Origin of the sequence: Pseudoalteromonas sp. 2CM37A (genome assembly GCF_023161885.1) — a bacterium.
GTDB lineage: Bacteria > Pseudomonadota > Gammaproteobacteria > Enterobacterales > Alteromonadaceae > Pseudoalteromonas > Pseudoalteromonas atlantica.
Genome location: NZ_JALNTJ010000004.1, coordinates 458,002 through 481,351, shown reverse-complemented (window position 1 = coordinate 481,351; position 23,350 = coordinate 458,002). Strand labels below are relative to the sequence as shown.

Genomic DNA, 23,350 nt, shown 5'->3' with positions numbered 1-23,350 from the left:
TGTGCAGTTTAAAGATAAAATTACACTGGCGTTTAGTGGTGCTTCAGGCGCGCCTTACGGTTTAAGATTGCTTGAAGTATTACTCGCGCAGCAATTTCAAGTGTATGTACTTATATCAAGTGCTGCGCGTGTGGTGCTAGATACAGAGTCAAACATTAAACTCTCAGCTAATGAAGATAAAGCAACCGAGCAGTTAAGCGCTTTATTTAATGCCAAGCCAGAGCAGTTAAAAGTATTCGGTAAAGATAACTGGTTTAGCCCTGTAGCTTCAGGCTCTGCAGCCCCTAAAAAAATGGTAGTATGCCCGTGCAGTGCAGGGTCTGTGTCTGCTATTGCGCTCGGTGCATCAGATAACCTACTCGAGCGTGCAGCCGATGTGGTTATTAAAGAGCGAGGGCAATTAATTTTAGTGCCACGCGAAACTCCCTTTAGCGAAATTCACCTTGAGAATATGTTAAAGCTTGCGCGTTTAGGGGTCACTATTATGCCCGCTGCGCCTGGCTTTTATCACAAGCCACAACGTATTGAAGACTTAGTTGATTTTATGGTGGCGCGAATTTTAGATCATTTAAACATTGAACATAACCTAACTAAACGTTGGGGTTATGGTGAGGGTAAATAATGAATAAGCAAAATGTTGCTTTAAATATAGAAGGCCTGACCAAGGTTTATAAAAACGGTGTAGAGGCCGTGAAAGGTGTTGATTTACAAGTTTTTGAAGGCGACTTTTTTGCCTTACTTGGCCCAAATGGTGCCGGTAAGTCGACCACTATTGGTGTTATATCGTCCTTGGTAAATAAAACACAAGGTAAGGTGGAAGTGTTTGGTCACAACATCGATACCGACCTTGAAGCTGCTAAAGCGCATTTAGGCCTTGTGCCACAAGAGTTTAACTTTAGTCAGTTTGAAACGCTTGGCCAAATATTGGTAAATCAAGCAGGCTACTACGGTGTTACTCGCGCAGAAGCGCATAAGCGTGCCGATAAATATTTAACTCAGCTTGGCTTATTAGAAAAAAAAGACAAGCAAGCACGTACGCTTTCTGGGGGCATGAAACGCCGTTTAATGATTGCCCGTGCATTAATGCATGAGCCAAAGCTACTAATATTAGATGAACCCACAGCAGGGGTTGATATAGAGCTGCGCCGCTCAATGTGGGACTTTTTACGCCAAATTAATGAGCAAGGCGTAACGATTATTTTAACCACGCATTACCTTGAAGAAGCTGAGCTTTTATGTAAAAACATCGCGATTATTGATACTGGTCGTATTGTTGAAAACACCACTATAAAAGCGTTACTAGCTAAGCTTGATAAAGAAACCTTTGTGCTTGATTTAAAACAGCCAGCACAGCCAGTCACCCTTGAGGGGTACTCGTTTAGCATGCCTGATGAGCACACCATAGAAGTTGAAGTGGCTAAATCTCAAGGGTTAAATGCAGTTTTCAGCGCGCTAACCGAGCAAGGTAACACTGTTTTGAGTATGCGTAATAAAGCAAACAGATTAGAAGAGTTATTTGTAGGATTACTAGAGCAAGGGCGGGGCGAATAAATGTTTAAATATGGCGTAGCCTTAAAGAGTTTATGGATTAAAGAGTGTATTCGTTTTTTACGTATTTGGGTGCAAACCTTAGTACCGCCGGCGATTACGATGAGTTTATACTTTGTTATTTTTGGTAATTTAATTGGCTCACGTATTGGTGAAATGGGTGGTTTTAGCTACATGGAATTTATTGTTCCGGGGCTAATAATGATGTCGGTTATTACCAACTCATATTCTAATGTTGCTTCTAGTTTTTATTCAACCAAGTTTCAAAAAAGTATTGAAGAGCTATTGGTTGCGCCTGTGCCTAATTACATAATTGTACTTGGTTATATGGGCGGCGGTATGACCCGCGGCATGATGGTGGGCTTTATTGTTACCTGTGTATCGCTGTTGTTTGTGGATATTCAAATACACAATATATTTGTAATTATGGCAACGGTAATTTTAACCTCAGCGGTGTTTGCACTAGGTGGTTTAATTAACGCTATTTACGCCAATAGTTTTGACGATATTAGTATTATCCCAACCTTTATTTTAACGCCACTAACATACTTAGGCGGCGTATTTTATTCAATTACGCTACTGCCAGAGTTTTGGCAAAATGTATCGCAAATAAACCCAATTATTTATATGGTTAATGCGTTTCGTTATGGCTTTTTAGGCGTGTCGGATGTTGATTTAAGTGTCGCGCTTGGCGTTATATTAGTATTTATTACGGTGCTATTTACTTTAGCGCTAACGTTAATTAAAAAAGGTGTGGGGCTTAGACATTAATGAGCGATGCAAATTCACGCAGTATTGTATCTAATCAGGCGGGTATACACGAAAAGCTTGATGAAATCGTTAACAAGCATTTAAACGCAGAGTTTAAAAAGCCTATTGCTGAACACACTCAACAAGCGTTCGATGAAGTCAATGAGCAGGTTCAAGCTTTTAATGGACCGCTTATTATAGACTCATGTTGTGGAGTAGGGGAGAGCTCGGCTAATTTAGCTAAGCGCCACCCAGATGCATTAATTATTGGTATTGATAAATCGTCACATCGCTTAGATAAGCACGATGTTGAATATAAACAAACAGACAGCGGCCAGTACATTTTGGTCCAAGCTGACTTAAATGACTTTTGGCGTTTAGCTGTGGCTGCTAATTGGCAGCCTACTCATCATTATTTGCTTTATCCTAACCCATGGCCTAAATCTAAGCATATCCAGCGTAGGTGGCACGGCGCGGCTATTTTTCCGTTTATTGTTAAGCTAGGTGGTCGCTTAGAGGTGCGCAGTAACTGGGATATTTATGTAAAAGAGTTTGCCAGAGCGCTTGAACTAACGGGTCATCCTTGTGAGGTAACGCTGTATGAGTCAAACGAAGCAATTACTCCGTTTGAGCGTAAATACTGGGCCAGCGGCCAACAAAGCCATCGTTTAGTGATAGATCTTTAAACTGCCACTTCCTCTTGGCTTGATGAGTTAACATGTGGCGCTGGGTAAGCAAAGTAATTGCCTTGCATCAGCGCCACATCTACATTTTTAAGCGCATTTTCAATACTTACATTTTCTACCGATTCTGCCATGAGCGTTAAACTAAGTTGCTTTGCAGCATGAACTGTATGCTCAATAAATAAGGCTATATTTTCATCACTTACTGCTTGTTTTACTAATGCGCCGTCGAGTTTTATACCGTTTACTTCAAGCTTTAGCGCATTCGAAATATTTGAATAACCACTACCAAAACCAGTAATAATGACATTCACCCCTTTGGTTTTTACCATAGAAATAAACGTTTTAACCTCTAAAAAATTAGTAATAGCGTGTGACTCTAAAAGGCCAAGCGTTATGTTTTCTGGGTGCGGGTAGCGCTTAAGCTCGCTAGCAATGTATTCACTCAAACTAGGGTCGAGTATATCTTTATCGCTGATATTTAAGCTCCAGCATATATCTGTTTTTCTAAACCGCTCTATACACTGGCTAAATAGCGTGCGCGTTAGCAGTCCGCCCATTCTTGAGCGGCTCACTACATTTAAAAATGAGTCGGGTTTTAAAATTTCGCCATTTTTAGTCACCATTCTGGCTAAGCATTCGTAATGTACAACTTCATTATTGGTGGTGTTAAACATAGCCTGAAAATAAGGCACTATGCGGTTGTTATCAAATGCTTCTTGAACCTCTTTGGCAAGGCTTACATTGTATTGATACTGGTTTTTTACATCGCTCATTACTTTTGAGTAGCTAACAACCTTACCGCGGCCGTGTTTAGCCTGAAGCGTTGCAATGTGCGCGTTTTCAATCAGTAGTGATTTATTACCACTGGCGATACCTGCGCAGTAAGTTATATAAATAAATGGGTTTGTTAATACAGGGCTGTTTGCGTTATACGACTCAACTAAATCGCTCAGTTCGCTGCTTTTAAAGCTTTTAGGGGTAAGTACGGCAATTTTATTAGTAGCAAGGCGATACACCTTACAGCTTTGCGGGCTGCGACTTTGATAATGACTGAGCAAGTTTTTCATTACGTTGTCGCCAACTTGAGTGCCATAAAAGCTATTAATATCTTCAATTTCGTTCACCCAAATAATGGCAAGCTGCATGTGGTGTGAATTACTCTTTTTGATAAAGTACTCAAGCGCAATATGATTGGCAAAGCCCGTACTGGCATCTGTTGCTAGGGTACGCTTTAACAAATATATATAAATAGCTGCAACCAGTACCGCAATAAAAAAGAAAAAACACGCCGTTATTATGGCTTTAGTGACGCTGTATTGAAGCTTTTTATTTAAATCATCTAAGGTTATGTCGGCACCCGTAATGTAGGTGGTACCATATTTATCTACAAAGGGAATAAAAACAGTTTTAAAATCACCCCATTGGTCGCTAGATTGCTCAAAAACAGGCTCGGTAGAATAAAACGCGCCCCTGTTAATGTCGGTGGCCTCTGGGTATAAATCAAGAAATTGTGTAACACGTGCGTTTTCTTGATCGTCTTTAGTGTAGCTGGATGAGGTAAAGTAAACTTTGTTATCGCGCATGATCATCGAATAGACGTAAGCTATATCAAGCGCTTGCGCAAGCTCTGAGAGTTGTTTGCTTTTAGTTTGGTAAACCGAAAAACCAATATCGTAACCTTGGCTAATTCTATCGTGGTAACTTTGCCCTAAGATATGTTTTACGCTGGTGGCGGCATTTAGAAGGCGCTCATCGACAGCGTGCATTATTTCGCTACGCGCTGAGCTATAGGTGTAATAAACATAGACTAATAAACTGACCAAAAACAATGTAAAGCCAGCTATAAACCACTTCCCTTTTAATTTCCCTGTGAGCATACTTGTCCCTTATTGTTACACATATTAAGTATACGCATAAATGCAATTTGCCCAAAACTAAAATGTGACTTTTTAATAAAATCCTATTATTGAAATTTTTTTACAATATTTGTCATCCGTTTAGTCGCTTTTATGGCTTAAAGGGAGACATTTTACTTATATTGCAGTAAAGTTAGCGCAATTTTTAAAAGAAGCACGCCGCTTATAATAGCGCCATAGTTTGGCATTTTTAACTGTTAAACGCGTGTTTTAGCTACACACACTAGGTATAAAGATGGATCAAAAGCGTTGTGCCGTCGCCTCTAAAGAAAGCCTTAAGCGTATATTTACTGTACCTGAAGCGCCAGACTCAACTTTAAGCAAAATTGAGCTTGAAATTTCGAGTAATTTAGCAGGGTTTTTAAACGAAAATATAGCGGCAATTGAAAAACCATTACACGAAATTGAAAAAGATTTTCAGGCTGCGGTGATCCCAGAAAACCCAACGTTTGTATCTGCTTACGCCCAAGATATTATGGAGCAGCTAGTTGCCCATTCGGTACACACGGCTGCGCCTAGCTTTATTGGGCATATGACATCGGCTCTTCCGCATTTTTTACTACCGCTTTCAAAATTGATGGTGGGACTTAATCAAAACCTAGTAAAAATAGAAACCTCAAAAGCATTTACGCCCCTAGAGCGCCAAGTGCTAGGCATGATGCATCATTTAGCTTACTCGCAAGATGAGTCGTTTTATTCTAAATGGATGCACAGTGCTAAAACATCACTCGGTGCTTTTTGTTCCGGTGGTACAGTTGCAAACATAACGGCATTGTGGATTGCGCGTAACCGCTTATTAAAACCCGACGGCAGCTTTAAAGGTATTGCCACTCAAGGGCTCGTAGCCGGTATGCTGCATTATGGCTACAAAGGGCTGGCCGTTTTAGTGTCGGAGCGAGGGCATTACTCTTTAGGTAAATCAATTGACTTACTAGGCATCGGCCGTGAAAATTTAATTGGTGTAAAAACCTGCGAAAATAACAAGGTTGATGTGAATGCCATGCGCGAAAAAGCTTTAGAGCTTGAATCGCAAGGCATAAAAGTTATGGCAATTGTAGGGGTTGCTGGCACAACCGAGACCGGTAATATCGACCCTCTTGATGATATGGCCGATTTAGCGCAGCAAATAAACTGCCATTTTCACGTTGATGCAGCGTGGGGTGGGGCAACGCTTTTATCGCAAACGCATCGCCCATTATTAAAAGGAATTGAGCGCGCAGATTCAATTACCATTGATGCACACAAACAAATGTATGTGCCAATGGGCGCAGGCTTGGTGTTATTTAAAGACCCAACCGCTACGGATGCAATAGAGCACCATGCAGAGTACATATTACGTAAAGGTTCAAAAGATTTAGGAAGCCATACACTTGAAGGCAGCCGCCCAGGTATGGCTATGTTAGTACATGCTTGCTTACGCGTTATTGGCCGCAAAGGCTACGAAATGCTTATTGATCGTAGTATTAAAAAAGCACATTACTTTGCTGATTTAATTAAAGCCGATGAAGACTTTGAGCTGATTTCAGAGCCTGAGCTGTGTTTGCTTACATACCGCTATGTGCCTAAACAAATTAAACAAGCCATAGCCCAAGCAGATGCCGCAACACGGTTAGAAATTTTCGCGTCGCTCAATCGCTTTACTGCCAGTATGCAAAAACGCCAACGTGAATCAGGACGCTCGTTTGTATCGCGTACTCGCTTAACCCCTTCAAAGTACGATAATCAGCCGACGGTGGTATTTAGAGTGGTATTGGCTAATCCGCTCACATCGGGTGTTATATTAAAAGAGATTTTAGCTGAGCAAAAAGAGCTTGCTAAAACAGACCCTGTATTTAAAAAGTACTTAAGTAAGTATATGCAGTAACGCCTAGGTATAAACTAAAACAAAGGCGCCAATGGGCGCCTTTGTTATTTTTGCTGTGAGTTTTAATACAGTCTTCTTTTTAAGCGTTAAAGCAGTTTGCCCTAATAATGTCAGTTATAATTTTTTGCGATGGGTTTATTTTCTCCATTGCTAAAAATTCATCAGGTTGGTGGGCTTGATTAATTGAGCCTGGCCCCATGACTAGTGTTTCACAGCCAAGTTGCTGAATAAACGGAGCTTCTGTGCAATAATTTACTGCAACGGCTTTTTCTCCTGCAATTTTTTCTGCCATTTTAACGAGTGCGCTATCAGTGCTGCCACTAAAAGCTGGAATGGGCTCGTGTAAATCAATTACGCTCACTGCGCTTGGGTATTGCGCGTTTATATCGCTGGTGGCATCAATAAGTAAAGCTTGTAAGTCTTTAATGCTTAACCCTGGGAGCGGACGCATGTCTATATGCATTTCGCAGCAGCCACAAATTCGATTTGCGTTGTCGCCACCATGAATATTACCTAAATTTAAGGTAGGGTAAGGTATTTCAAAATGTTCAACTGAATATTTATTCTTTAACTGCTCTTTTAAGATCAGCAATTTTGTAATCACTTTATGCATGACTTCGATGGCGTTAAGACCACGTTCGGGATCGGAACTATGACCTGAGCGGCCAATCACTTTTATAGCCGTGCTCATATGTCCTTTGTGAGTAAATACAGGAGTCATATCAGTAGGTTCACCAATAATACAACGCGCAGGTTTTAAATTAGGATGCTTACAAATTTGCTGCGCTCCCGCCATGGTGGTTTCTTCATCGGCAGTGGCGAGTATTAAAATAGGTTGTGTTTGCTGTTTTATATCAAGCTCACTAATAGCTTGTAATACAAAAGCAAAAAAGCCTTTCATATCAATACTACCTAACCCATATAAGTTATTATTATGTTCAGTGAGTTTAAACGGGTCGTGGTTCCAGCGGCTATCGTCAAACGGTACGGTGTCTGTATGGCCTGCAAGCATTAAGCCGCCATCGCCTTGCCCCCGCTTTGCAAGTAGATTGTATCGGCCTTTCCCACCTTCTAACTCTATAATTTCGCAAGTAAAACCTAAACTTTCGCACCAACGTGCTAGCAACTCTATTACCCCTTTATTACTCATACAAAGTTCATCTTCTATTGCACTAATAGAGGGGGCTGCAATGAGTTGTTGGTACATAGAGATAAATGACGGCAAAGACATAAAAAAATCCAAAATAATTATTCAATTTAATTGCATAACAATATAAAAGTATTTATGATGAATATCAATTCACTTTTTAAGCATAAATATATTAAGTATAGCCATGAAGATAATGCGACGATAATCAACAATTCATTGAGAAAAGTATTAGCTAGCATCTAAGCTAGTGTAAGCGAACACCACACCTATTTAGTAGTAAATTTATAAACGAGTAACAAATGAATGTAGCGATTATTGGCGCAAGCGGTTATAGCGGCGCAGAATTAGCAAGCTTAGTTGCTAAGCACCCTAATTTAACGTTATCGGGCTGTTATGTCTCTGAGGGAAGTTTAGATAAACATAAATTATTAAGTGATTTATACCCAGAGCATAGAAATCTTCTTGATATTCCTCTACTACCACTGAGCGAATCAGCGTTTGATGACATAAATTCGAGTGCCGATTACATCTGCTTATGTACTGATCACAAAGTAAGTGTTGATTTAGCCCCGCAGTTTTTAGCAATGGGTAAAAAAGTATTTGACCTATCAGGTGGTTACCGCCTTGCTAACAACGACGACTATGTTACTTACTATGGTTTTGAGCACCAACATCCTGAGTTGTTAAACGAAGCAGCCTACGGGTTAGCCGAATGGAATAGCAGTGCAATTGCCAATGCAAATCTTGTGGCAGTAGCCGGCTGTTACCCAACCGCTGCGCTTAATGCATTAAAGCCGTTGCAACAGGCAGGCTTGTTGAGTGATGAAAAAGTGATTATTAATGCTGTTTCAGGTGTTACTGGCGCAGGGCGTAAAGCCAGCGTAGGTACTCATTTTTGTGAAGTATCGCTTGCCCCGTATGGTTTATTTAACCATCGTCATGGGCCTGAAATTGAACAACACCTTGGCCACAAGGTGTTATTTACACCGCACTTAGGTAATTTTCCGCGTGGAATTTTAGAAACTATTTATGTACAGCTTAAGCCAGGCGTTACCAAGGAAAACGTATCTGATGCTTATCAAGTACTTAAGAACGAGCCGTTGATTCGTTTGTTAGCTGATAAAGTGCCATCTATTAAAAGCGTGGTAAAACAACCGTATGTTGATATTGGTTGGCAGCAGCAAGGCTCTCAACTGATTGTTATGGCAGCGATAGATAATCTATTAAAAGGCGCTGCGGGCCAAGCCTTGCAATGTATTAACTTATCAATGAATTTAGATCACACCACTGGCTTAAAAGGAGCCTTTTAATGAGCACTAAAACGTGGGTAATTAAATTAGGTGGTGCTGTACTTAATACAGAAAACGCGGCAAAAGCTTTGTTTGACGTATTAAGCGCTGATCAAAATAATCAGTTTGTTATTGTTCATGGTGGTGGCTCGTTAGTTGACACTTGGCTAAAACAAGCAGGCTTTGCTAGTGCAAAGCACCAAGGGCTGCGTATTAGCCCAAGTGAGCAAATGCCTTACATAGTGGGGGCGCTGGCTGGCTGTGCAAATAAGCAGCTGGTAAGCCAAGCTATTAATGCAGGCCATAAACCTGTTGGCCTTTGTTTGTATGAAGCCGGAGTTATGGCGTCTCAAAAGTTAAAAGCGCTTGGGCAAGTAGGTAAGTGCGAAAGTAATGATGATTCAATTGTTAACGATTTACTTAAGCTTGGTCGGTTACCTATCGTGAGCTCTATTGGGTTTGATGAGCAAGGTAACTGGTATAACGTTAATGCTGATGAAGCTGCCGCAGCGATTGCTAGCAACTTAAATGCAGAACTTATTTTTATGACAGATGTAGAAGCGGTACTTGATGCAAACAAGCAGCCGTTACATCAACTTGACACAAAACACATTGATACTTTAATTGATGAAGGGGTAATTTTGGGCGGAATGGAGGTCAAAGTTAAGACCAGCCTGCACGCTGCCCAACATTTACGACGCGGTGTGTATATTTCCAGCTGGCAAAAGCCAGACAATTTAACTGCTTTGCTACAGGGCGAGCATGTTGGAACAAAAATTACACCATAGGGTTATCATGTTAGAGAATTTTTTAACGGGTCTAGAATTAGACCAACAAGGCGCACTAAATTTACTAAAACTAGCGCGTGATTTAAAAGCAAAGCCAGAAAAGTACAGCCAAGTATTAGCGGGTAAGTCAATTGTTACCTTATTTGAAAAGCAAAGTTTACGTACGCGTTTATCGTTTGATATTGGTATTAACCGTTTAGGCGGCCACGCTGTGTATTTAGATCAGCAAAACGGCGCTATGGGGGCACGTGAATCTGTAAAAGACTTTGCACTTAATATTTCTACGTGGGCTGATGGAATTGTAGCGCGCGTAAACCAGCACAGCACGTTAACCACCTTAGGTGAATACTCTAGTGTACCTGTCGTGAATAGCTTGTGTGATTTATATCACCCGTGCCAGGCATTGGCTGATTTTTTAACGCTACAAGAAGTACACGGCGATGTGAGTGAGCTAAAAGTGGCTTACTTAGGTGAAGGTAACAACGTTACTCATTCACTTATGCTATTAGCGGCAACGCTAGGTACTGATTTTGTTGCTGTTACACCAAAAGGCAGCTCGCCTGATTCGCAAATTCTTAAAAAGGCAGAGCAAATTGCTGCAATGAACGGCGCATCAGTAATGGTAAGCGACCGTGTAGAAGCCGCTGTAGGCGCTAATGTGGTATATGCAGATACGTGGGTGTCTATGGGTGATGATACGCCTCTTGAGCAAGTTAAAGAAAAATACATGCCATATCAGCTAAACCAAGCATTGCTAGAACAAACAGGTGCGACTACGGTATTACATTGCCAACCGGCACACCGTGAGTTTGAAATTACCTCTGAGGTAATGGATGGCCCAGCATCAAAAATTATTCAACAAGCAGAAAATCGCATGCATGCGCAAAATGCTCTGCTAGTTACATTACTAAATCCAAATTTTGTTAAGGAACACCTATGAGTTCAATTAAAAAAGTCGTTTTAGCCTATTCAGGTGGTCTTGATACTTCAGCTATCGTGCCATGGTTAAAAGAAAACTACGGTTGTGAAGTAATTGCCTTTGTTGCCGATGTAGGCCAAGGCGCTGAAGAGCTTGAAGGCGTTGAAGAAAAAGCCATCGCATCAGGCGCATCTGAGTGTTACGTAGTTGACTTAAAAGATGAAATGGTAAGTGAGTACATTTACCCAACGCTTAAAACGGGTTCTATTTACGAAGGTACTTATTTATTAGGTACGTCTATGGCGCGTCCTATTATTGCTAAAGCGCAAGTTGAAATTGCACGTAAAGTAGGTGCCGATGCACTTTCGCATGGTTGTACTGGTAAAGGTAATGACCAAGTACGTTTTGAATCATGTTTTGCAGCGCTTGCACCCGATTTAAAAGTAATTGCACCATGGCGTGAGTGGGATTTATCAAGCCGTGAATCATTATTAGATTACTTGGCTGAGCGTGATATTCCGTGTTCTGCTTCAGCAACAAAAATTTACAGCCGTGATGCTAACGCATGGCATATTTCGCACGAAGGCGGCGAGCTTGAAGATCCATGGTGTGAGCCTAGTGACCAAGTTTGGACCTGGACTAATTCACCAGAACAAGCACCCGATAAAGCTGAGCATGTAACGCTTACGGTTATTGAGGGTGAAGTGGTTGCCGTAAATGGCGAACAGCTTAAGCCTTACGACTGTTTAGTTAAATTAAACGACATTGCTGCGCCACATGGTGTTGGCCGTGTAGATATTGTAGAAAACCGTTTAGTAGGCATGAAATCGCGCGGCTGTTACGAAACACCAGGCGGTACCGTTATTATGGCGGCACTGCAAGCCATTGACGAGCTAGTGCTTGATAAATCAAGCCGTAAGTGGAAAGAAGTACTGGGCGGTGAGTTTTCGCACTTAGTTTATGATGGTCGTTGGTTTACACCTCTAAAAGATTCTATTTTAGCCGGTGCAGAAGCACTTTCTACACTAGCAACGGGTGAAGTTGTACTTAAGCTTTACAAAGGCCAAGTGACAGCCGTTCAGAAAAAATCACCTAATAGCTTATACAGCGAAGACTTTGCTACATTTGGTGAAGACGACGTATATGACCAGTCACATGCTGAAGGCTTTATTCGTTTATTCTCGCTTTCGAGCAGAATTTCAGCAATGGCTAAAAAGTAAATTATTTATAGCCCCTTGTATAAGGGGCATTACAGGGTTTGGAGAGATTTCATGGCATTATGGGGCGGACGTTTTTCTACGGGTCCAGATGAGGCGTTTAAACAATTTAACGACTCACTTCCGTTCGATTATCAGTTAGCAGAGCAAGATATTATTGGCTCTGTGGCATGGGCAGGTGCGCTTGAGCAAGTAAATGTACTTACAAGCGATGAGCACACCAAGTTGGTTGCAGCACTAAATGAACTGCTTGAAGAAGTAAAAGCAGATCCACAAGCAGTGGCAACCTCAGGTGCAGAAGACATTCACTCGCACGTAGAAGCTGCACTAATCGAAAAAGTAGGTGATTTAGCTAAAAAGCTACACACAGGCCGAAGCCGTAATGACCAAGTAGCCACTGACTTTAGATTATGGTGCCGCGATACTGCTGATCATTTGCTTGGTGCTATTGCCGGATTAAAAGCTGAATTTGTTGCCCTTGCAGAGCGTGAACTAGGCACTATTTTGCCGGGTTATACTCACTTGCAACGCGCTCAACCTGTGTTATTTAGTCATTGGTGTATGGCTTATGTAGAAATGCTAGAGCGTGATGAAAGCCGCTTGCAAGATGCCAAAGCGCGTTTTAATTTTTGCCCTCTAGGCAGTGGTGCACTCGCAGGTACTGCCTACCCAATTGATCGCCAAGCTTTGGCGCAAGGCCTAGGCTTTACTGGCGCAACTAAAAACAGCCTTGATGGCGTATCTGACCGTGATTTTGTAGTAGAGCTTTTAAGCTGTGCTTCTATTTCTATGATTCATTTATCACGTATGGCTGAAGATTTAATATTTTATAATTCTGGTGAAGCCGGGTTTATAGAGCTTGCTGATAATGTTACCTCTGGCTCATCGTTAATGCCGCAGAAAAAGAACCCTGATGCACTAGAGCTTATTCGTGGTAAAACGGGCCGTGTATTTGGTGCGTTTAGTGCCATGATGATGACCTTAAAAGCACTCCCTCTTGCGTACAATAAAGATATGCAAGAAGACAAAGAAGGTCTTTTTGACGCTATGCCAACTTGGCTTGCCTGTATTCACATGGCGCAAGCGTGTATTAAAGGCGTAAAAGTAAACGGCGATAAAACGCTTGCAGCGGCAAAAGGCGGCCATGCTAATGCGACAGAGCTTGCAGACTACTTAGTAGCTAAAGGTGTGCCATTTAGAGAAGGCCACCACATTGTGGGTGTACTTGTGCAGCTTGCTATAAGCGAAGGTAAAACCTTAGAGGAGCTTTCGCTTGAGCAGTACAAGTCAGTTAATGACGTATTTGAAGATGACGTTTACCCAGTACTTGAAATAGATGCCTGTATTAAAGCTCGTCAAGCGCTTGGCGGTACATCTATTGAACAAGTTACTAAAGCGGTTAAAGAAGCCAAAAAAAAACAGCAAATAACGGTTCGTGATGCAAATTTAGATGATGTTGAAGATATTGCTAGGCTGATACAGCACTGGGCTACGGTAGGTGAAAACTTGCCGCGTGCTAAAAGCGACATGGTGCATTCAATTAACGAGTTTGCAGTAACAGAAATAGACGGCAAAGTGTCGGGATGTGCATCGTTATACATTTACGACACGGGGCTTGCTGAAATACGCTCTTTAGGCATAGATCCACAAAGCGCGGTAACTGGGCAGGGTAGGCAGCTTGTAGAGCACTTATTAGCAAAAGCCAAAAAATTGGCGCTTAATCGCGTTATTGTATTAACCCGTGTGCCAGACTTTTTTGAACAGCAACGTTTTACTTTTTGTAGTAAAGAATCGTTACCAGAGAAGGTAATGAAAGATTGCGAACTTTGCCTTCGTAAAGAAAACTGTGACGAAGTAGCAATGGAATATATTTTAAAGCCAAGTACACGTGCGGAGATCCCGTGTAAATACGTGGCTTAAATTCCCTGGATATAAAAAACGTACGGTTACCCCTGTACGTTTTTTTATGTGTATAATAAGCTGGTCAGATGAGTTTGGGGTGCGAGTTTTCACTTTAGTTGCAAGGGTTAACTTAAGGCTTAGTGTGAATAAAATACCTTGTTAGCATATATTATGGGTATGTCAAAAAATCTTGGCACGCTGGTTGCTTTGTATAAGTCAGATAGCAAAATAGCTATCACTGCTTAAAACAGGTAATGCAATTACCTACATGATGGTGTGATTAAAAGTTGCGCCAAATAATATTAAAACTTATACAAGGATCAATCACATGCAAGTTTCAGCTAATAGCCAATTACAAATGCAAGCATACAATAAAACACAACAATTACAGCCTGCAACGGAACAAACTGCTAGCCCTAAAACCCTACAATCTGATACAGTAAGTTTTTCTCAAGAGGCGATGAGTGCTGCGAGTGCTGATTTACAGCGTGGTGGGATTATAGTTCCAATTAGACCTAAATAATAAGGTAATGAATGTTTTTAACTGAGTTTTTTGGCTTTTTTTCCTTATCAGCATTTACGATGTGGGGGTTCTTAATGGCCTTCTTATTCAATGTATTTGTTTATTCAATTGGGGTAAAGAGAAAAACTACTCTATTACTCAGTTCAGCAATTATGATGGTATCTTACACAGCTTCAGATTATTTTTTTAATTGGTTTTCGCTTAAAAGTACTGTCTATCTTGATTGGGCTTTATACGACTATGCGACAGTAGGCGCTTTATTATTGGCGTATAAAGCTTCTAAAAATAGTACACCCTCTTTTCTCTACCTTATAACAGGCCTTATTTTAAACTCTATTTTCAGTTTGTTAATTTACTGTGATATTTATATTTACCAAACTAAAGAGCCATGGTTTTTGTGGGATTTTTATACCTTTTCTGTGAATATAATAGATTTCACCATGATCGTTGCTCTAATTGTAGATCGAGACTTTCTTGGCATTCATAAACTTAAGACATTCACAAGCCAGCTTTTTATGAAAAGTTCAAAGCTTTAATAAGCAAATAAAATTTAAATTTAAAAGCTTCACATCATTGGGTATATTTATCTTAATCTCTAACTTCGATTTCGCTTATATATTAAGCGCTATTGTGCAGTGGGGGTTTCTCATGGCCTTTTTATACTCATTCGTATCCTCTATTAATAATCCCTTTAAAGGCTTTGTTGTACTTTCGAGTATTATGGCGATAGGTTATTTGCCTTGGATATTCACAAACTTTCAAACGGTTACTTATTTAGATTTTGCCCTTTTAGATATCGCTATTTTAGTTGCTGTGTATGTAACTCAGCGTTATTTTATTAAAGAGAAAACGACAGCTTATGTCTACTTAATCTTCGGCCTTAGCGTTAACACCTTTTTAGCCCTATGCATGTATCTAGATACCAATATTCTATATAATTACACCTACTGGTGGTTTTGGCGCTTTTATTCATCGGCTGTTATGCTTTCTGATTTGTGTATGATCGCCGTACTAATTATCAATAGAGACTTTTTAGGCTTAATTAAGCTTAAAAGGTGGCTTTTGCAGCTAGCATTTTAAAGACGAAGTATCGATACGTTTATGGCGATGAAAGTTATAGTTTGGATAAGTAAAATACTAAGCTAGGTGCTCAGTTAATGGTGTTGTTTATTATTTTTGAGGTGCTTATTATTAGCGTTTACTTTTAAGATGGATATCATCTCTTTTTTATTAGATGTGAGAATTGCCCATATAATCGGTGTGGTATTGCAATGGGGGTTCCTCATGGCATTTTTATATTCTTTAGTCTCATCTATCAATTCACGCTTTAAAGCGTTAGTTATACTTTCATCGATTATGGCTATTTCGTATTTTCCAGGTGTTTTGTTCAATTACCAAACCATTACTTACCTTGATCTCGCTATTTTAGATGCTATCACCATTGTGGTTTTAATTATTGCCCAATACTTTTATATTAAAGAGAAAACTGTTGCATTTATGTATCTTATGCTTGGGCTGAGTATCAACATGTGCTTTGCTCTAGGTATGTATTTAGACTCTTATATTTTACATAATTACACCTATTGGTGGTTTTGGGGGTTGTATTCATCAGTGGTGGCCATTTCTGATCTGAGTATGATTTTAGTGCTGTTTATTAATAAAGACTTTTTAAAAATTATTTATTTCAAAAACCTTATTTACTCGTTCTTTGCTAAGAAACCACAATAGTGAATAATGTTCTAATCCCTCCTGAAGTGTCAGTTTATATCGGTGCGTTAGTGCAGTGGGGGTTTTTAATGGCCTTTTTATATTCACTAACAACTAGCATTAACAACCCATCAAAACAGGCAGTATGGCTATCTTTAGTTATGGTAGTTTCTTACTGCTTAAGTACAGTTATAGATATTTACAACATTAGTTACATAGAACTGTTTTGCTATGATGTAGGCACTTTATTTTTTATTTTATTTCTGCGGTATTTCCTACCTGAAAAGCGCATATCTACTTACTTATTATTTGGCTTGAGCATCAATTCGTTATTATTTTTAGCTATGCACATAGATGTGTTTGTACGTGGTAATTACGAACCGTGGTGGTTTTGGTCTGTTTATACAGTTGTTATTAATATGATGGATATCATCATGGTTGGTATTTTTTTCGTTAAAAAGGATTTTTTAATGTTAGTGCATGCTACTGATAAGTTGGTGAACGGTGTTATGAGGTTGAAGCAAAGTGGCTGATGTTCTTTGGGGACTGGTCGATTTAGGGTACAACGTAGGTATTTTGTTTACGTGGTTTTTTCTTATTGCCTTTTTGTATAACTTATCTGCAAGTATTAATAAGTCAGATAAGAGCAGGGCACAACTTTCATTTGTAATGATGGTATCCTACATAGCTAGTTTGTTTATGGATCCAATTATAGAAACACCGCACTTAAATTATTTTTATTATGATGCTGTAACTATCTTGGTTTTACTTCTGTGGCGTAATTTCACCAAACAAACTATACCTACGCCCTTTTATTATTTAATTGTAGGGCTGAGCTTTAATGCCTGTTTATTTTTAGGTATGCATTACGACATTGTTATACAAGGTACACTTTACTATTGGTGGTTTTGGGCGGTATATATTTTTGGGATGTATTTTAGCGATTTCACAATGGCAATAGTACTAATTACAGACAAAGATATTTTAGGCTTGGTAAAGCTTAAACGCACTTTATTTAACCGCAATGAATTACAAGTTATGGCTAAAAAGTAGTTAGGTATATTAGCGCACCTAAAGTGCGCTAATTGTGTTTTTTTTAGCTTGCGTCGCAGCCTAACTTTTGTTTTAAAGCATCCACTACAAGTGGGCTTACAAATTCGCTCACATCGCCATTATGGCGGGCAACTTCTTTTACCAAGGTTGATGATATAAACGAGTTGCGCTCAGAAGGTGTTAAAAACACGCTTTCTAAATCTGGATTTAGGCGGCGGTTCATATTTGCGAGCTGAAATTCGTAATCAAAATCAGATACCGCTCTAATACCGCGAATAAGCACATCAGCTTTATGATCAAAAGCTAAATCGGCTAGCAAGCCTGAAAAGCCAATCACTTTTACATTACTCAAATGCCCTAAAATAGTGTTGGCTAAATCAACTCGCTCATCGAGACTAAAGCACGGCTTTTTAGAAGGGTTATGAGCAATAGCAACAATAACCGTGCTAAACATTTTAGCTGCGCGCTGAATTAGGTCGGTGTGGCCGTTGGTTAACGGGTCGAATGTACCAGGATAGATTGCCGTAACGTTCATAGATTTCACTAACTATTATTTTTTAAGTAGTCTATCAGTGTTTGTTCTACAAATCAGCCTAGGAGATCAGGTTGAGCTTTTATGTTTGATATTTAATCAGTAAAAGCACTGTAAATGCGTTACCATTTTTTAAAGTGTAATTACGCTGCTTAGGCTTTGCGTTAGCTAACAGCACTACATTATTGCAAATGTCTGCGTGGAGCATAATCAGACTTCGTTTTTAAAATAGTAAATTATGATGGTATTTAAACCAGCCCGATTTGTTTATACTGCAAGGCTGATATTTAGTGTAATGTAGTTTATAAGTTAATTTGAGTCGTCGCATATGAATACTAAGGATAAAATAATACACACCAGTATTTCGTTATTTAATGAACATGGTGAGCGTGCAATATCAACCAATCATATTGCATCACATTTAGGGATGAGCCCGGGTAATCTTTACTATCATTTTAAAAATAAAGAAGACATTATCCGACATATTTTTGCGCTTTACAGCGAGCATTTACATACTCATTTTAAACCCATTGAAGCAAACGATGATGCGTTTGATCATTTAACTGCTTATTTAGATTCATTATTTGAGCTAATGTGGCGCTATCATTTTTTTTACGACAACTTAGGCGACATCCTCTCAAGGGATGAAAGCTTAAAACAAGCCTACATTGGTTTTCAGTCAACTTTATTAGAGCAGGTTCGCCAAGTTATTTTAGGCCTGCGCGATAACGAAATGATTGCCATAGAAGAGCAAGATGCGCTCGAACTTGCCCATACTCTTAAACTAACCGTTAGTTTTTGGACTCCGTATATTAAAGCGCGTAGGCTCAGTGGTAATTTAGCCGAGCAAGATATTTATCATGGCATTTTAAAAGTATTAGCATTATTTAGGGCTTACAGCACCGAAAAAAGCATACTTAAAATGAATCAGTTACGTGAAAAATACACCCAACTTGCAGAGCAAGCGCCAGCGCTTGCCTAACTGCTGTTAGTTGGTTAGTTCCTAGGCGCAAAAATTTTTGCTATAATCGCGCGCCCAATGCCTGGGAGCGCGAATTCCCGCAGTCTAAGAGTGAACTATGCTTAAATTTATCGTCAAACTACATCCTGAAATTGCCATTAAAAGCCGTTCGGTACGTAAACGCTTTACTAAAGTGTTAGAAAATAACATTAAAATTGTATTGCGCCGTGTTGACGAAAAAGTACAAGTAAGAAACAACTGGGATAATATTTCTGTTGTAACTAAGCTTGATGATGCACAAACACGCCTAAACTTTATCGATAGCTTGCAGCGCATTCCTGGTATTGTGCAATTTATTGAAGTGACCGAAACTGACTTCACAACGCTTGACGATATCTATAAAAAAACCATAGACCTAGTAGGGCATACCATCGTTGGTAAAACGTTTTGTGTACGCGCAAAGCGTATTGGTCAACACGACTTTACTTCTACGGACTTAGAGCGTTACGTGGGTGGTGGTTTAAACCAGCACGTTGAAGGCGCTCGCGTTAAGTTAAGCCGCCCAGAAGTAACTATTCGCTTAGAAGTAAAGGACGATAAAGCCTACATAGTTACGCAAACTCACCTAGGTATGGCAGGCTTTCCACTGCCAACACAAGAAGACGTGCTTTCATTAATGTCAGGCGGCTTTGACTCAGGTGTAGCAAGTTACCAGATGATCCGTAAAGGCGCTCGCACGCACTTTTTATTCTTTAATTTAGGTGGCGCAGCACACGAAATTGGTGTTAAACAAGCCAGCTACTATTTATGGAAAAAATTTAGCTCTACTCATAAAGTTAAATTTATCACGGTTGATTTTGAACCGGTTGTAGCCGAAATTTTAGAGAACGTTGAAAACAGCCAAATGGGTGTTGTGCTAAAACGCATGATGATGCGTGCTGGCAGCCAAGTAGCCGAAAAATTAAATATTCAAGCCTTGGTAACTGGTGAGAGTATAGGTCAGGTTTCTAGCCAAACCTTAGCTAATTTAAGTGTGATTGACCGCGTAACAGAAACCCTGATTTTGCGCCCACTTATTCAGCACGACAAACAAGAAATTATTAATATTGCCCGTAAAATTGGCACCGCAGAAATGGCCGAAACCATGCCTGAGTACTGTGGCGTAATATCTAAAAAGCCAACGGTTAAAGCTAAACTTGACGTTATTAAAGCCGAAGAAGAAAAGTTCGACTTTGATGTGCTTAATACTGTTGTTGAAAACGCTCGCATTATGGATGTGCGTGATATAGACGTAGAAGCTAAGCAAGAACTTAAAGAAGCTGAGTCGGTAGTTGATTTACCAGCGGGTGCAGTGGTTGTTGATATTCGCTCACCAGAGGAAGAGGATGCAGCGCCGCTTGAGATTGACGGTATAGATGTAGTGCATTTACCGTTTTTCCGCTTAGCGACTAAATTTGGTGATCTGCCAAAAGATAAGGATTACTACCTGTATTGTGAAAGAGGGGTTATGAGCCAGTTACAGGCGCTTATTCTTCATGAAGCAGGCTTTACGGGTGTAAAAGTTTACCGCCCGTAAAGGTTAACCGTAATTTAGAGCGTGGTTTATACCACGCTTTTTTTTGCCTTAATTTTAGCAAGTAGAGCATCGTTTAGCGGGGTGCTGATATTTAATCGCTTACCTTGTTGGCTAATATAGCCACAAATGGCGTCTATTTCGGTTTGTCGGTTATGCGCTACGTCTTGATGCATTGATGAGTAGTTTTCAGCGGTTAGCATCATTACGTTATAAGCGTTGTTAAGCGCATCGGCAAGTTTAATATCAAGCTTTAAAGCATGAGCTATTTGGCATGCCTCAGTTAATAAGTTAAAAATAATGCTATTAAAATAAGGGGCACGTAACTGACCATTTTTAATATCATACAGTGCGCTTAATGGGTTTATGGCAATATTTACTAATAGTTTTTCAAACCGTAGCTGCTCAATATTAGTACAGTAGCTTAGCTGCGGCACGTTTTGCAATTGCTCACACATTGCTTGGCAATAACTGTGCGCGCAAGGGTTGCAGGCACCTAATACGCTTTTACCTTCACCGGTGTGCTGTACTATAAAGTCGTTTGTTTTAAAGCCAGCCATGCTGGTGGTTAAAAAGTACAACGCTTGTTGCTTATCGAGTTGCTCATTGAGCGTTTCAACATTACCCATACCGTTGTGCGATACAATAAGTACACTACTTGGCGATAAAAAGGGCTTAATTTGCGTAAAGGCCGATTGCACCTGAAAAGCCTTTACAGCAAAAATAACAATATCAAACGCGGGCTGTTCATTAATTTGCTTAAGCGTAATAAACCGCGCATTAATTTTTTGCGAAGGCTGTTTTGCTTTGCAATAAAAGCGTGTATTTGCAGTGGCTTTGCGTGTTAACACATGAACAGTGTGAGCTTTAGATAAAAAATGGCTTAGCAATAAACCAATAGCGCCGTCGCCAATAATAAGAATATTAGCCATAAGGGTTCTTTTTTCGAGGAGTAAAAATGGTTCTTAGTAAAAAGTACGTGGCTGCACCGGCAAAATCAGCAACAAAATCACCTAACGAGGCCTGCCTGTAGGGAAGCGCATCTTGCATTATTTCTATTGCTGCACCGTAGCCCGCAAGCAAAAGTACTTGCGTGTACAGCGGTAACTTAAAGGCTTTATCCATAATGATGGCAAGTATAAAAAATATCCCAAAGTGGGCAACTTTATCAACATGTGGAAATAAGTTCGTAACGCCGCCTTTTATTTCTTTGGCAAATAAGAGGGTAAACACCACAATACTAATCAAAAAAACTGCTTGGTAAACACGCCTTGTCACGATAAATCCTAAAACCGCTTAAAAAAGAGGCTGCAGTATATCAAACTAAATTAGTATCGCACCTGAACAACTGGCAGAAAAATGTAAAGATTTATAATTTTAGCGTTATAATCGGCGCATAAATTTAGATTTAATAGTTAGGAGAACCCAATGCCTTCATTTGATATCGTATCAGAAGTAGAAATGAACGAAGCTAAAAATGCAGTAGATAACGCCAACCGTGAGCTAGAAACGCGCTTTGACTTTAGAGGTGTTGACGCATCAATTGAGCTAAACGACAAAACAATTAAACTAAAAGCTGAAGCTGACTCACAAGTTATGCAATTGTTTGATATTTTAGCAGGTAAAATTTCTAAGCGTGGTATGGACGTAGCAAGCTTGGAGCTGCAAGACATCACTCGTGCTGGTAAAAACGTGTTTCGTAATGTTGCACTTAAACAAGGCATTGAGAAAGACATGGCTAAAAAAGTAGTTAAAGCCATTAAAGACTCAAAAGTAAAAGTACAAGCTGCTATTCAAGGTGAAGAAGTACGTGTAACGGGTAAAAAGCGTGACGATTTACAAGCTGCTATGCAAGTCGTTCGCACTGCAGATTTAGGTCAGCCTTTCCAGTTTAAAAACTTTCGCGATTAATTAGCTAAGTGTCTTTAGTATTTTAAAGTGAAAATTTAAATGTGTGGTTATTGAATATATTAGCCACACATTTTACCCCGCCCTAATTACAGCCTTTACTTACCCGCAAGCCTAAACCCCTTTTACCTGTGTAAAATTAGACCACTGTTATTCCATATTCTTTTAACGTTATTTAAATGCATTATTAAACCTGCTTATCACGCAGTTGCGTATATTAGGCTATTCTTAATATCAATATTACTTAATAGCGACTGTTAAAGGCTTTGAATGCTTAAGTTTCTTGTTTTTATACTTATTATTGCGTGCAGTAAGTTTAGCTTTGCCAAGCCAATAAATGTAGATGTGTTGGTAGAGGACGGTTACTTTCCAATTATTATTAATGCCGAAAAAGAGCAAGGGTTAGCGCCTGAGTTTGTAAAAATACTCAATGACTCTCAAAGCGAATATAAATTTACTCTTAACTCTTTGCCTGTAAAAAGGCTCAAAAAGTGGGTCGAATGGGGGGAATTCGACATGTTGTTTTTAATGGCTATGCAATGGGTGCCTGAAGTAGCAAGAAGTGCCTTACAGGAAACGAGCTTTTATGTTATTGCTAAAAATGAGTTGTATACGCTGGCACAAAACGCCCAAAAGCAAAGCTATTTCGATGACTTACATGCTTTAACAAAAGCGGGAGTATTGGGGTATTCCTATCGTTTTGCTGATTTTAAAACCGATGCACAGTATTTAAGTGAAGAACACCAAGTTAGTTTAACAATCGATGAGTTTAACGTTGTTAAAATGCTGCTATTAAAGCGTGCCGATGTAGGGGTGTTAAATAACATAGCTTATCAATACTTTAAAAAGAACAACATTTTTAATATGAACCTGCTTTATAAGAGTAATACCCCAGATGCTATATACGATACTCATTTTTTAGTTAATCCTGCGCGCAGTAAAGTTACGGTAAAACAAATGGATAAGCTTTTAAATTCGTCTGAAATAAAACCTAAAATCACAGCGCTTTTAAGTTCATACGGCGTAACATCCAGCTTTACTGAAAATAAATAATATAACCTTTA

Annotated in this window: 25 protein-coding genes; 20 read left to right on the top strand and 5 right to left on the bottom strand. The window is 39.7% G+C overall.

Annotated elements, in window-relative coordinates:
• Window position 1: 1 nt before the first annotated feature.
• The 4 genes from MTF68_RS12240 to MTF68_RS12225 are packed head-to-tail and all read left to right on the top strand — an operon-like array spanning window position 2 to window position 2,984.
• On the top strand, window positions 2-622 hold the full coding sequence (locus tag MTF68_RS12240; RefSeq protein ID WP_004588542.1) for a flavin prenyltransferase UbiX: 621 nt from the start codon (window positions 2-4) through the stop codon (window positions 620-622).
• Window positions 622-1,551 (top strand): ABC transporter ATP-binding protein, encoded by a 930-nt coding sequence (locus MTF68_RS12235; RefSeq protein ID WP_004588541.1) that lies wholly within the window; start codon window positions 622-624, stop codon window positions 1,549-1,551. The genes MTF68_RS12240 and MTF68_RS12235 overlap by 1 nt, the downstream gene beginning before the upstream one ends.
• Window positions 1,552-2,319, top strand: coding sequence for an ABC transporter permease (locus MTF68_RS12230; protein WP_004588540.1), 768 nt, complete (start codon window positions 1,552-1,554; stop codon window positions 2,317-2,319).
• Window positions 2,319-2,984 carry an SAM-dependent methyltransferase gene (locus MTF68_RS12225; RefSeq protein WP_054983169.1) on the top strand — a complete coding sequence of 222 codons (666 nt, stop codon included), beginning with the start codon at window positions 2,319-2,321 and terminating at the stop codon, window positions 2,982-2,984. Before MTF68_RS12230 ends, MTF68_RS12225 begins: the two co-directional genes overlap by 1 nt.
• Here MTF68_RS12225 and MTF68_RS12220 read toward each other — a convergent pair.
• Window positions 2,981-4,861, bottom strand: a complete 1,881-nt coding sequence (locus tag MTF68_RS12220; RefSeq protein ID WP_248462658.1) for a GGDEF domain-containing protein — start codon at window positions 4,859-4,861, stop codon at window positions 2,981-2,983. The genes MTF68_RS12225 and MTF68_RS12220 overlap by 4 nt on opposite strands.
• 274 nt (window positions 4,862-5,135) lie before the next feature.
• Between MTF68_RS12220 and panP the strand changes: the two genes are divergently transcribed.
• A complete protein-coding gene (gene panP / locus MTF68_RS12215) occupies window positions 5,136-6,764 on the top strand; it encodes a pyridoxal-dependent aspartate 1-decarboxylase PanP (RefSeq protein WP_248462656.1) in 1,629 nt (542 codons plus the stop codon).
• A gap of 79 nt (window positions 6,765-6,843) precedes the next feature.
• Here the strand turns inward: panP and argE are convergent, their stop codons facing one another.
• On the bottom strand, window positions 6,844-7,995 hold the full coding sequence (gene argE, locus MTF68_RS12210) for an acetylornithine deacetylase (protein WP_248462654.1): 1,152 nt from the start codon (window positions 7,993-7,995) through the stop codon (window positions 6,844-6,846).
• A 218-nt stretch (window positions 7,996-8,213) separates the two neighbouring features.
• Here argE and argC point away from each other — a divergent pair, with 218 nt between their 5' ends.
• From argC to MTF68_RS12155, 11 genes are all read left to right on the top strand, one after another.
• The gene (gene argC / locus MTF68_RS12205; protein ID WP_096042143.1) at window positions 8,214-9,224 is read left to right on the top strand and encodes an N-acetyl-gamma-glutamyl-phosphate reductase; all 1,011 of its coding nucleotides are present in this window, start codon (window positions 8,214-8,216) and stop codon (window positions 9,222-9,224) included.
• The gene (argB, locus tag MTF68_RS12200; protein ID WP_024034342.1) at window positions 9,224-9,991 is read left to right on the top strand and encodes an acetylglutamate kinase; all 768 of its coding nucleotides are present in this window, start codon (window positions 9,224-9,226) and stop codon (window positions 9,989-9,991) included. The genes argC and argB overlap by 1 nt, the downstream gene beginning before the upstream one ends.
• 7 nt (window positions 9,992-9,998) lie before the next feature.
• Window positions 9,999-10,931: an ornithine carbamoyltransferase gene (locus tag MTF68_RS12195; protein WP_024034341.1), complete on the top strand. Its 933-nt coding sequence runs from the start codon at window positions 9,999-10,001 to the stop codon at window positions 10,929-10,931.
• Complete coding sequence (locus MTF68_RS12190) at window positions 10,928-12,130, top strand: argininosuccinate synthase (protein WP_004588532.1); 1,203 nt, start codon at window positions 10,928-10,930, stop codon at window positions 12,128-12,130. Before MTF68_RS12195 ends, MTF68_RS12190 begins: the two co-directional genes overlap by 4 nt.
• A 51-nt stretch (window positions 12,131-12,181) precedes the next feature.
• Window positions 12,182-14,047 (top strand): argininosuccinate lyase, encoded by a 1,866-nt coding sequence (argH, locus tag MTF68_RS12185; protein ID WP_248462652.1) that lies wholly within the window; start codon window positions 12,182-12,184, stop codon window positions 14,045-14,047.
• A 310-nt stretch (window positions 14,048-14,357) separates the two neighbouring features.
• Window positions 14,358-14,552, top strand: coding sequence for a hypothetical protein (locus MTF68_RS12180; protein ID WP_248462650.1), 195 nt, complete (start codon window positions 14,358-14,360; stop codon window positions 14,550-14,552).
• Between the two features lie 11 nt (window positions 14,553-14,563).
• The gene (locus MTF68_RS12175) at window positions 14,564-15,088 is read left to right on the top strand and encodes a hypothetical protein (RefSeq protein WP_248451705.1); all 525 of its coding nucleotides are present in this window, start codon (window positions 14,564-14,566) and stop codon (window positions 15,086-15,088) included.
• 112 nt (window positions 15,089-15,200) lie between these two features.
• Window positions 15,201-15,632: a hypothetical protein gene (locus MTF68_RS12170; RefSeq protein ID WP_248462648.1), complete on the top strand. Its 432-nt coding sequence runs from the start codon at window positions 15,201-15,203 to the stop codon at window positions 15,630-15,632.
• Between the two features lie 204 nt (window positions 15,633-15,836).
• Window positions 15,837-16,280 (top strand): hypothetical protein, encoded by a 444-nt coding sequence (locus tag MTF68_RS12165; RefSeq protein ID WP_054983179.1) that lies wholly within the window; start codon window positions 15,837-15,839, stop codon window positions 16,278-16,280.
• Entirely contained in the window at window positions 16,280-16,792 is a 513-nt protein-coding gene (locus tag MTF68_RS12160) for a hypothetical protein (protein WP_248462647.1), read from the top strand. The genes MTF68_RS12165 and MTF68_RS12160 overlap by 1 nt, the downstream gene beginning before the upstream one ends.
• Window positions 16,785-17,312, top strand: coding sequence for a hypothetical protein (locus MTF68_RS12155; protein ID WP_248462645.1), 528 nt, complete (start codon window positions 16,785-16,787; stop codon window positions 17,310-17,312). The genes MTF68_RS12160 and MTF68_RS12155 overlap by 8 nt, the downstream gene beginning before the upstream one ends.
• 43 nt (window positions 17,313-17,355) lie before the next feature.
• Here MTF68_RS12155 and coaD read toward each other — a convergent pair whose 3' ends face one another.
• The gene (coaD, locus tag MTF68_RS12150; RefSeq protein ID WP_004588523.1) at window positions 17,356-17,847 is read right to left on the bottom strand and encodes a pantetheine-phosphate adenylyltransferase; all 492 of its coding nucleotides are present in this window, start codon (window positions 17,845-17,847) and stop codon (window positions 17,356-17,358) included.
• A gap of 325 nt (window positions 17,848-18,172) precedes the next feature.
• Between coaD and MTF68_RS12145 the strand changes: the two genes are divergently transcribed.
• Both MTF68_RS12145 and thiI read left to right on the top strand, forming a co-directional pair.
• Window positions 18,173-18,826, top strand: coding sequence for a TetR/AcrR family transcriptional regulator (locus MTF68_RS12145; RefSeq protein ID WP_004588522.1), 654 nt, complete (start codon window positions 18,173-18,175; stop codon window positions 18,824-18,826).
• Between the two features lie 97 nt (window positions 18,827-18,923).
• Window positions 18,924-20,381, top strand: a complete 1,458-nt coding sequence (thiI, locus tag MTF68_RS12140) for a tRNA uracil 4-sulfurtransferase ThiI (RefSeq protein ID WP_248462643.1) — start codon at window positions 18,924-18,926, stop codon at window positions 20,379-20,381.
• Window positions 20,382-20,407: 26 nt separating this feature from the next.
• Here the strand turns inward: thiI and MTF68_RS12135 are convergent, their stop codons facing one another.
• Both MTF68_RS12135 and MTF68_RS12130 read right to left on the bottom strand, forming a co-directional pair.
• Window positions 20,408-21,310, bottom strand: a complete 903-nt coding sequence (locus MTF68_RS12135) for a 2-dehydropantoate 2-reductase (RefSeq protein ID WP_248462641.1) — start codon at window positions 21,308-21,310, stop codon at window positions 20,408-20,410.
• Window positions 21,303-21,656: a VanZ family protein gene (locus MTF68_RS12130; RefSeq protein WP_004588519.1), complete on the bottom strand. Its 354-nt coding sequence runs from the start codon at window positions 21,654-21,656 to the stop codon at window positions 21,303-21,305. The genes MTF68_RS12135 and MTF68_RS12130 overlap by 8 nt, the downstream gene beginning before the upstream one ends.
• 150 nt (window positions 21,657-21,806) lie before the next feature.
• Between MTF68_RS12130 and MTF68_RS12125 the strand changes: the two genes are divergently transcribed.
• Together MTF68_RS12125 and MTF68_RS12120 are read left to right on the top strand one after the other, a co-directional pair.
• The gene (locus tag MTF68_RS12125) at window positions 21,807-22,289 is read left to right on the top strand and encodes a YajQ family cyclic di-GMP-binding protein (protein WP_004588518.1); all 483 of its coding nucleotides are present in this window, start codon (window positions 21,807-21,809) and stop codon (window positions 22,287-22,289) included.
• A 267-nt stretch (window positions 22,290-22,556) separates the two neighbouring features.
• Window positions 22,557-23,339 (top strand): ABC transporter substrate-binding protein, encoded by a 783-nt coding sequence (locus tag MTF68_RS12120; RefSeq protein ID WP_248462640.1) that lies wholly within the window; start codon window positions 22,557-22,559, stop codon window positions 23,337-23,339.
• The last annotated feature ends 11 nt before the right edge of the window (window positions 23,340-23,350 follow it).

Excerpts from the sequence above, each read along its gene's own strand:
- MTF68_RS12180 (WP_248462650.1), top strand. The coding sequence starts at position 14,358 with ATGCAAGTTTCAGCTAATAGCCAATTACAAATGCAAGCATACAATAAA.
- MTF68_RS12190 (WP_004588532.1), top strand. The coding sequence starts at position 10,928 with ATGAGTTCAATTAAAAAAGTCGTTTTAGCCTATTCAGGTGGTCTTGAT.
- MTF68_RS12225 (WP_054983169.1), top strand. The coding sequence starts at position 2,319 with ATGAGCGATGCAAATTCACGCAGTATTGTATCTAATCAGGCGGGTATA.
- MTF68_RS12145 (WP_004588522.1), top strand. The coding sequence starts at position 18,173 with ATGAATACTAAGGATAAAATAATACACACCAGTATTTCGTTATTTAAT.
- MTF68_RS12120 (WP_248462640.1), top strand. The coding sequence starts at position 22,557 with ATGCTTAAGTTTCTTGTTTTTATACTTATTATTGCGTGCAGTAAGTTT.
- MTF68_RS12170 (WP_248462648.1), top strand. The coding sequence starts at position 15,201 with ATGGCCTTTTTATACTCATTCGTATCCTCTATTAATAATCCCTTTAAA.
- argE (WP_248462654.1), bottom strand. The coding sequence starts at position 7,995 with ATGTCTTTGCCGTCATTTATCTCTATGTACCAACAACTCATTGCAGCC.
- MTF68_RS12135 (WP_248462641.1), bottom strand. The coding sequence starts at position 21,310 with ATGGCTAATATTCTTATTATTGGCGACGGCGCTATTGGTTTATTGCTA.
- MTF68_RS12230 (WP_004588540.1), top strand. The coding sequence starts at position 1,552 with ATGTTTAAATATGGCGTAGCCTTAAAGAGTTTATGGATTAAAGAGTGT.
- MTF68_RS12165 (WP_054983179.1), top strand. The coding sequence starts at position 15,837 with ATGGCATTTTTATATTCTTTAGTCTCATCTATCAATTCACGCTTTAAA.
- argH (WP_248462652.1), top strand. The coding sequence starts at position 12,182 with ATGGCATTATGGGGCGGACGTTTTTCTACGGGTCCAGATGAGGCGTTT.
- panP (WP_248462656.1), top strand. The coding sequence starts at position 5,136 with ATGGATCAAAAGCGTTGTGCCGTCGCCTCTAAAGAAAGCCTTAAGCGT.
- thiI (WP_248462643.1), top strand. The coding sequence starts at position 18,924 with ATGCTTAAATTTATCGTCAAACTACATCCTGAAATTGCCATTAAAAGC.
- argB (WP_024034342.1), top strand. The coding sequence starts at position 9,224 with ATGAGCACTAAAACGTGGGTAATTAAATTAGGTGGTGCTGTACTTAAT.
- MTF68_RS12195 (WP_024034341.1), top strand. The coding sequence starts at position 9,999 with ATGTTAGAGAATTTTTTAACGGGTCTAGAATTAGACCAACAAGGCGCA.
- argC (WP_096042143.1), top strand. The coding sequence starts at position 8,214 with ATGAATGTAGCGATTATTGGCGCAAGCGGTTATAGCGGCGCAGAATTA.
- coaD (WP_004588523.1), bottom strand. The coding sequence starts at position 17,847 with ATGAACGTTACGGCAATCTATCCTGGTACATTCGACCCGTTAACCAAC.
- MTF68_RS12125 (WP_004588518.1), top strand. The coding sequence starts at position 21,807 with ATGCCTTCATTTGATATCGTATCAGAAGTAGAAATGAACGAAGCTAAA.
- MTF68_RS12235 (WP_004588541.1), top strand. The coding sequence starts at position 622 with ATGAATAAGCAAAATGTTGCTTTAAATATAGAAGGCCTGACCAAGGTT.
- MTF68_RS12220 (WP_248462658.1), bottom strand. The coding sequence starts at position 4,861 with ATGCTCACAGGGAAATTAAAAGGGAAGTGGTTTATAGCTGGCTTTACA.
- MTF68_RS12175 (WP_248451705.1), top strand. The coding sequence starts at position 14,564 with ATGTTTTTAACTGAGTTTTTTGGCTTTTTTTCCTTATCAGCATTTACG.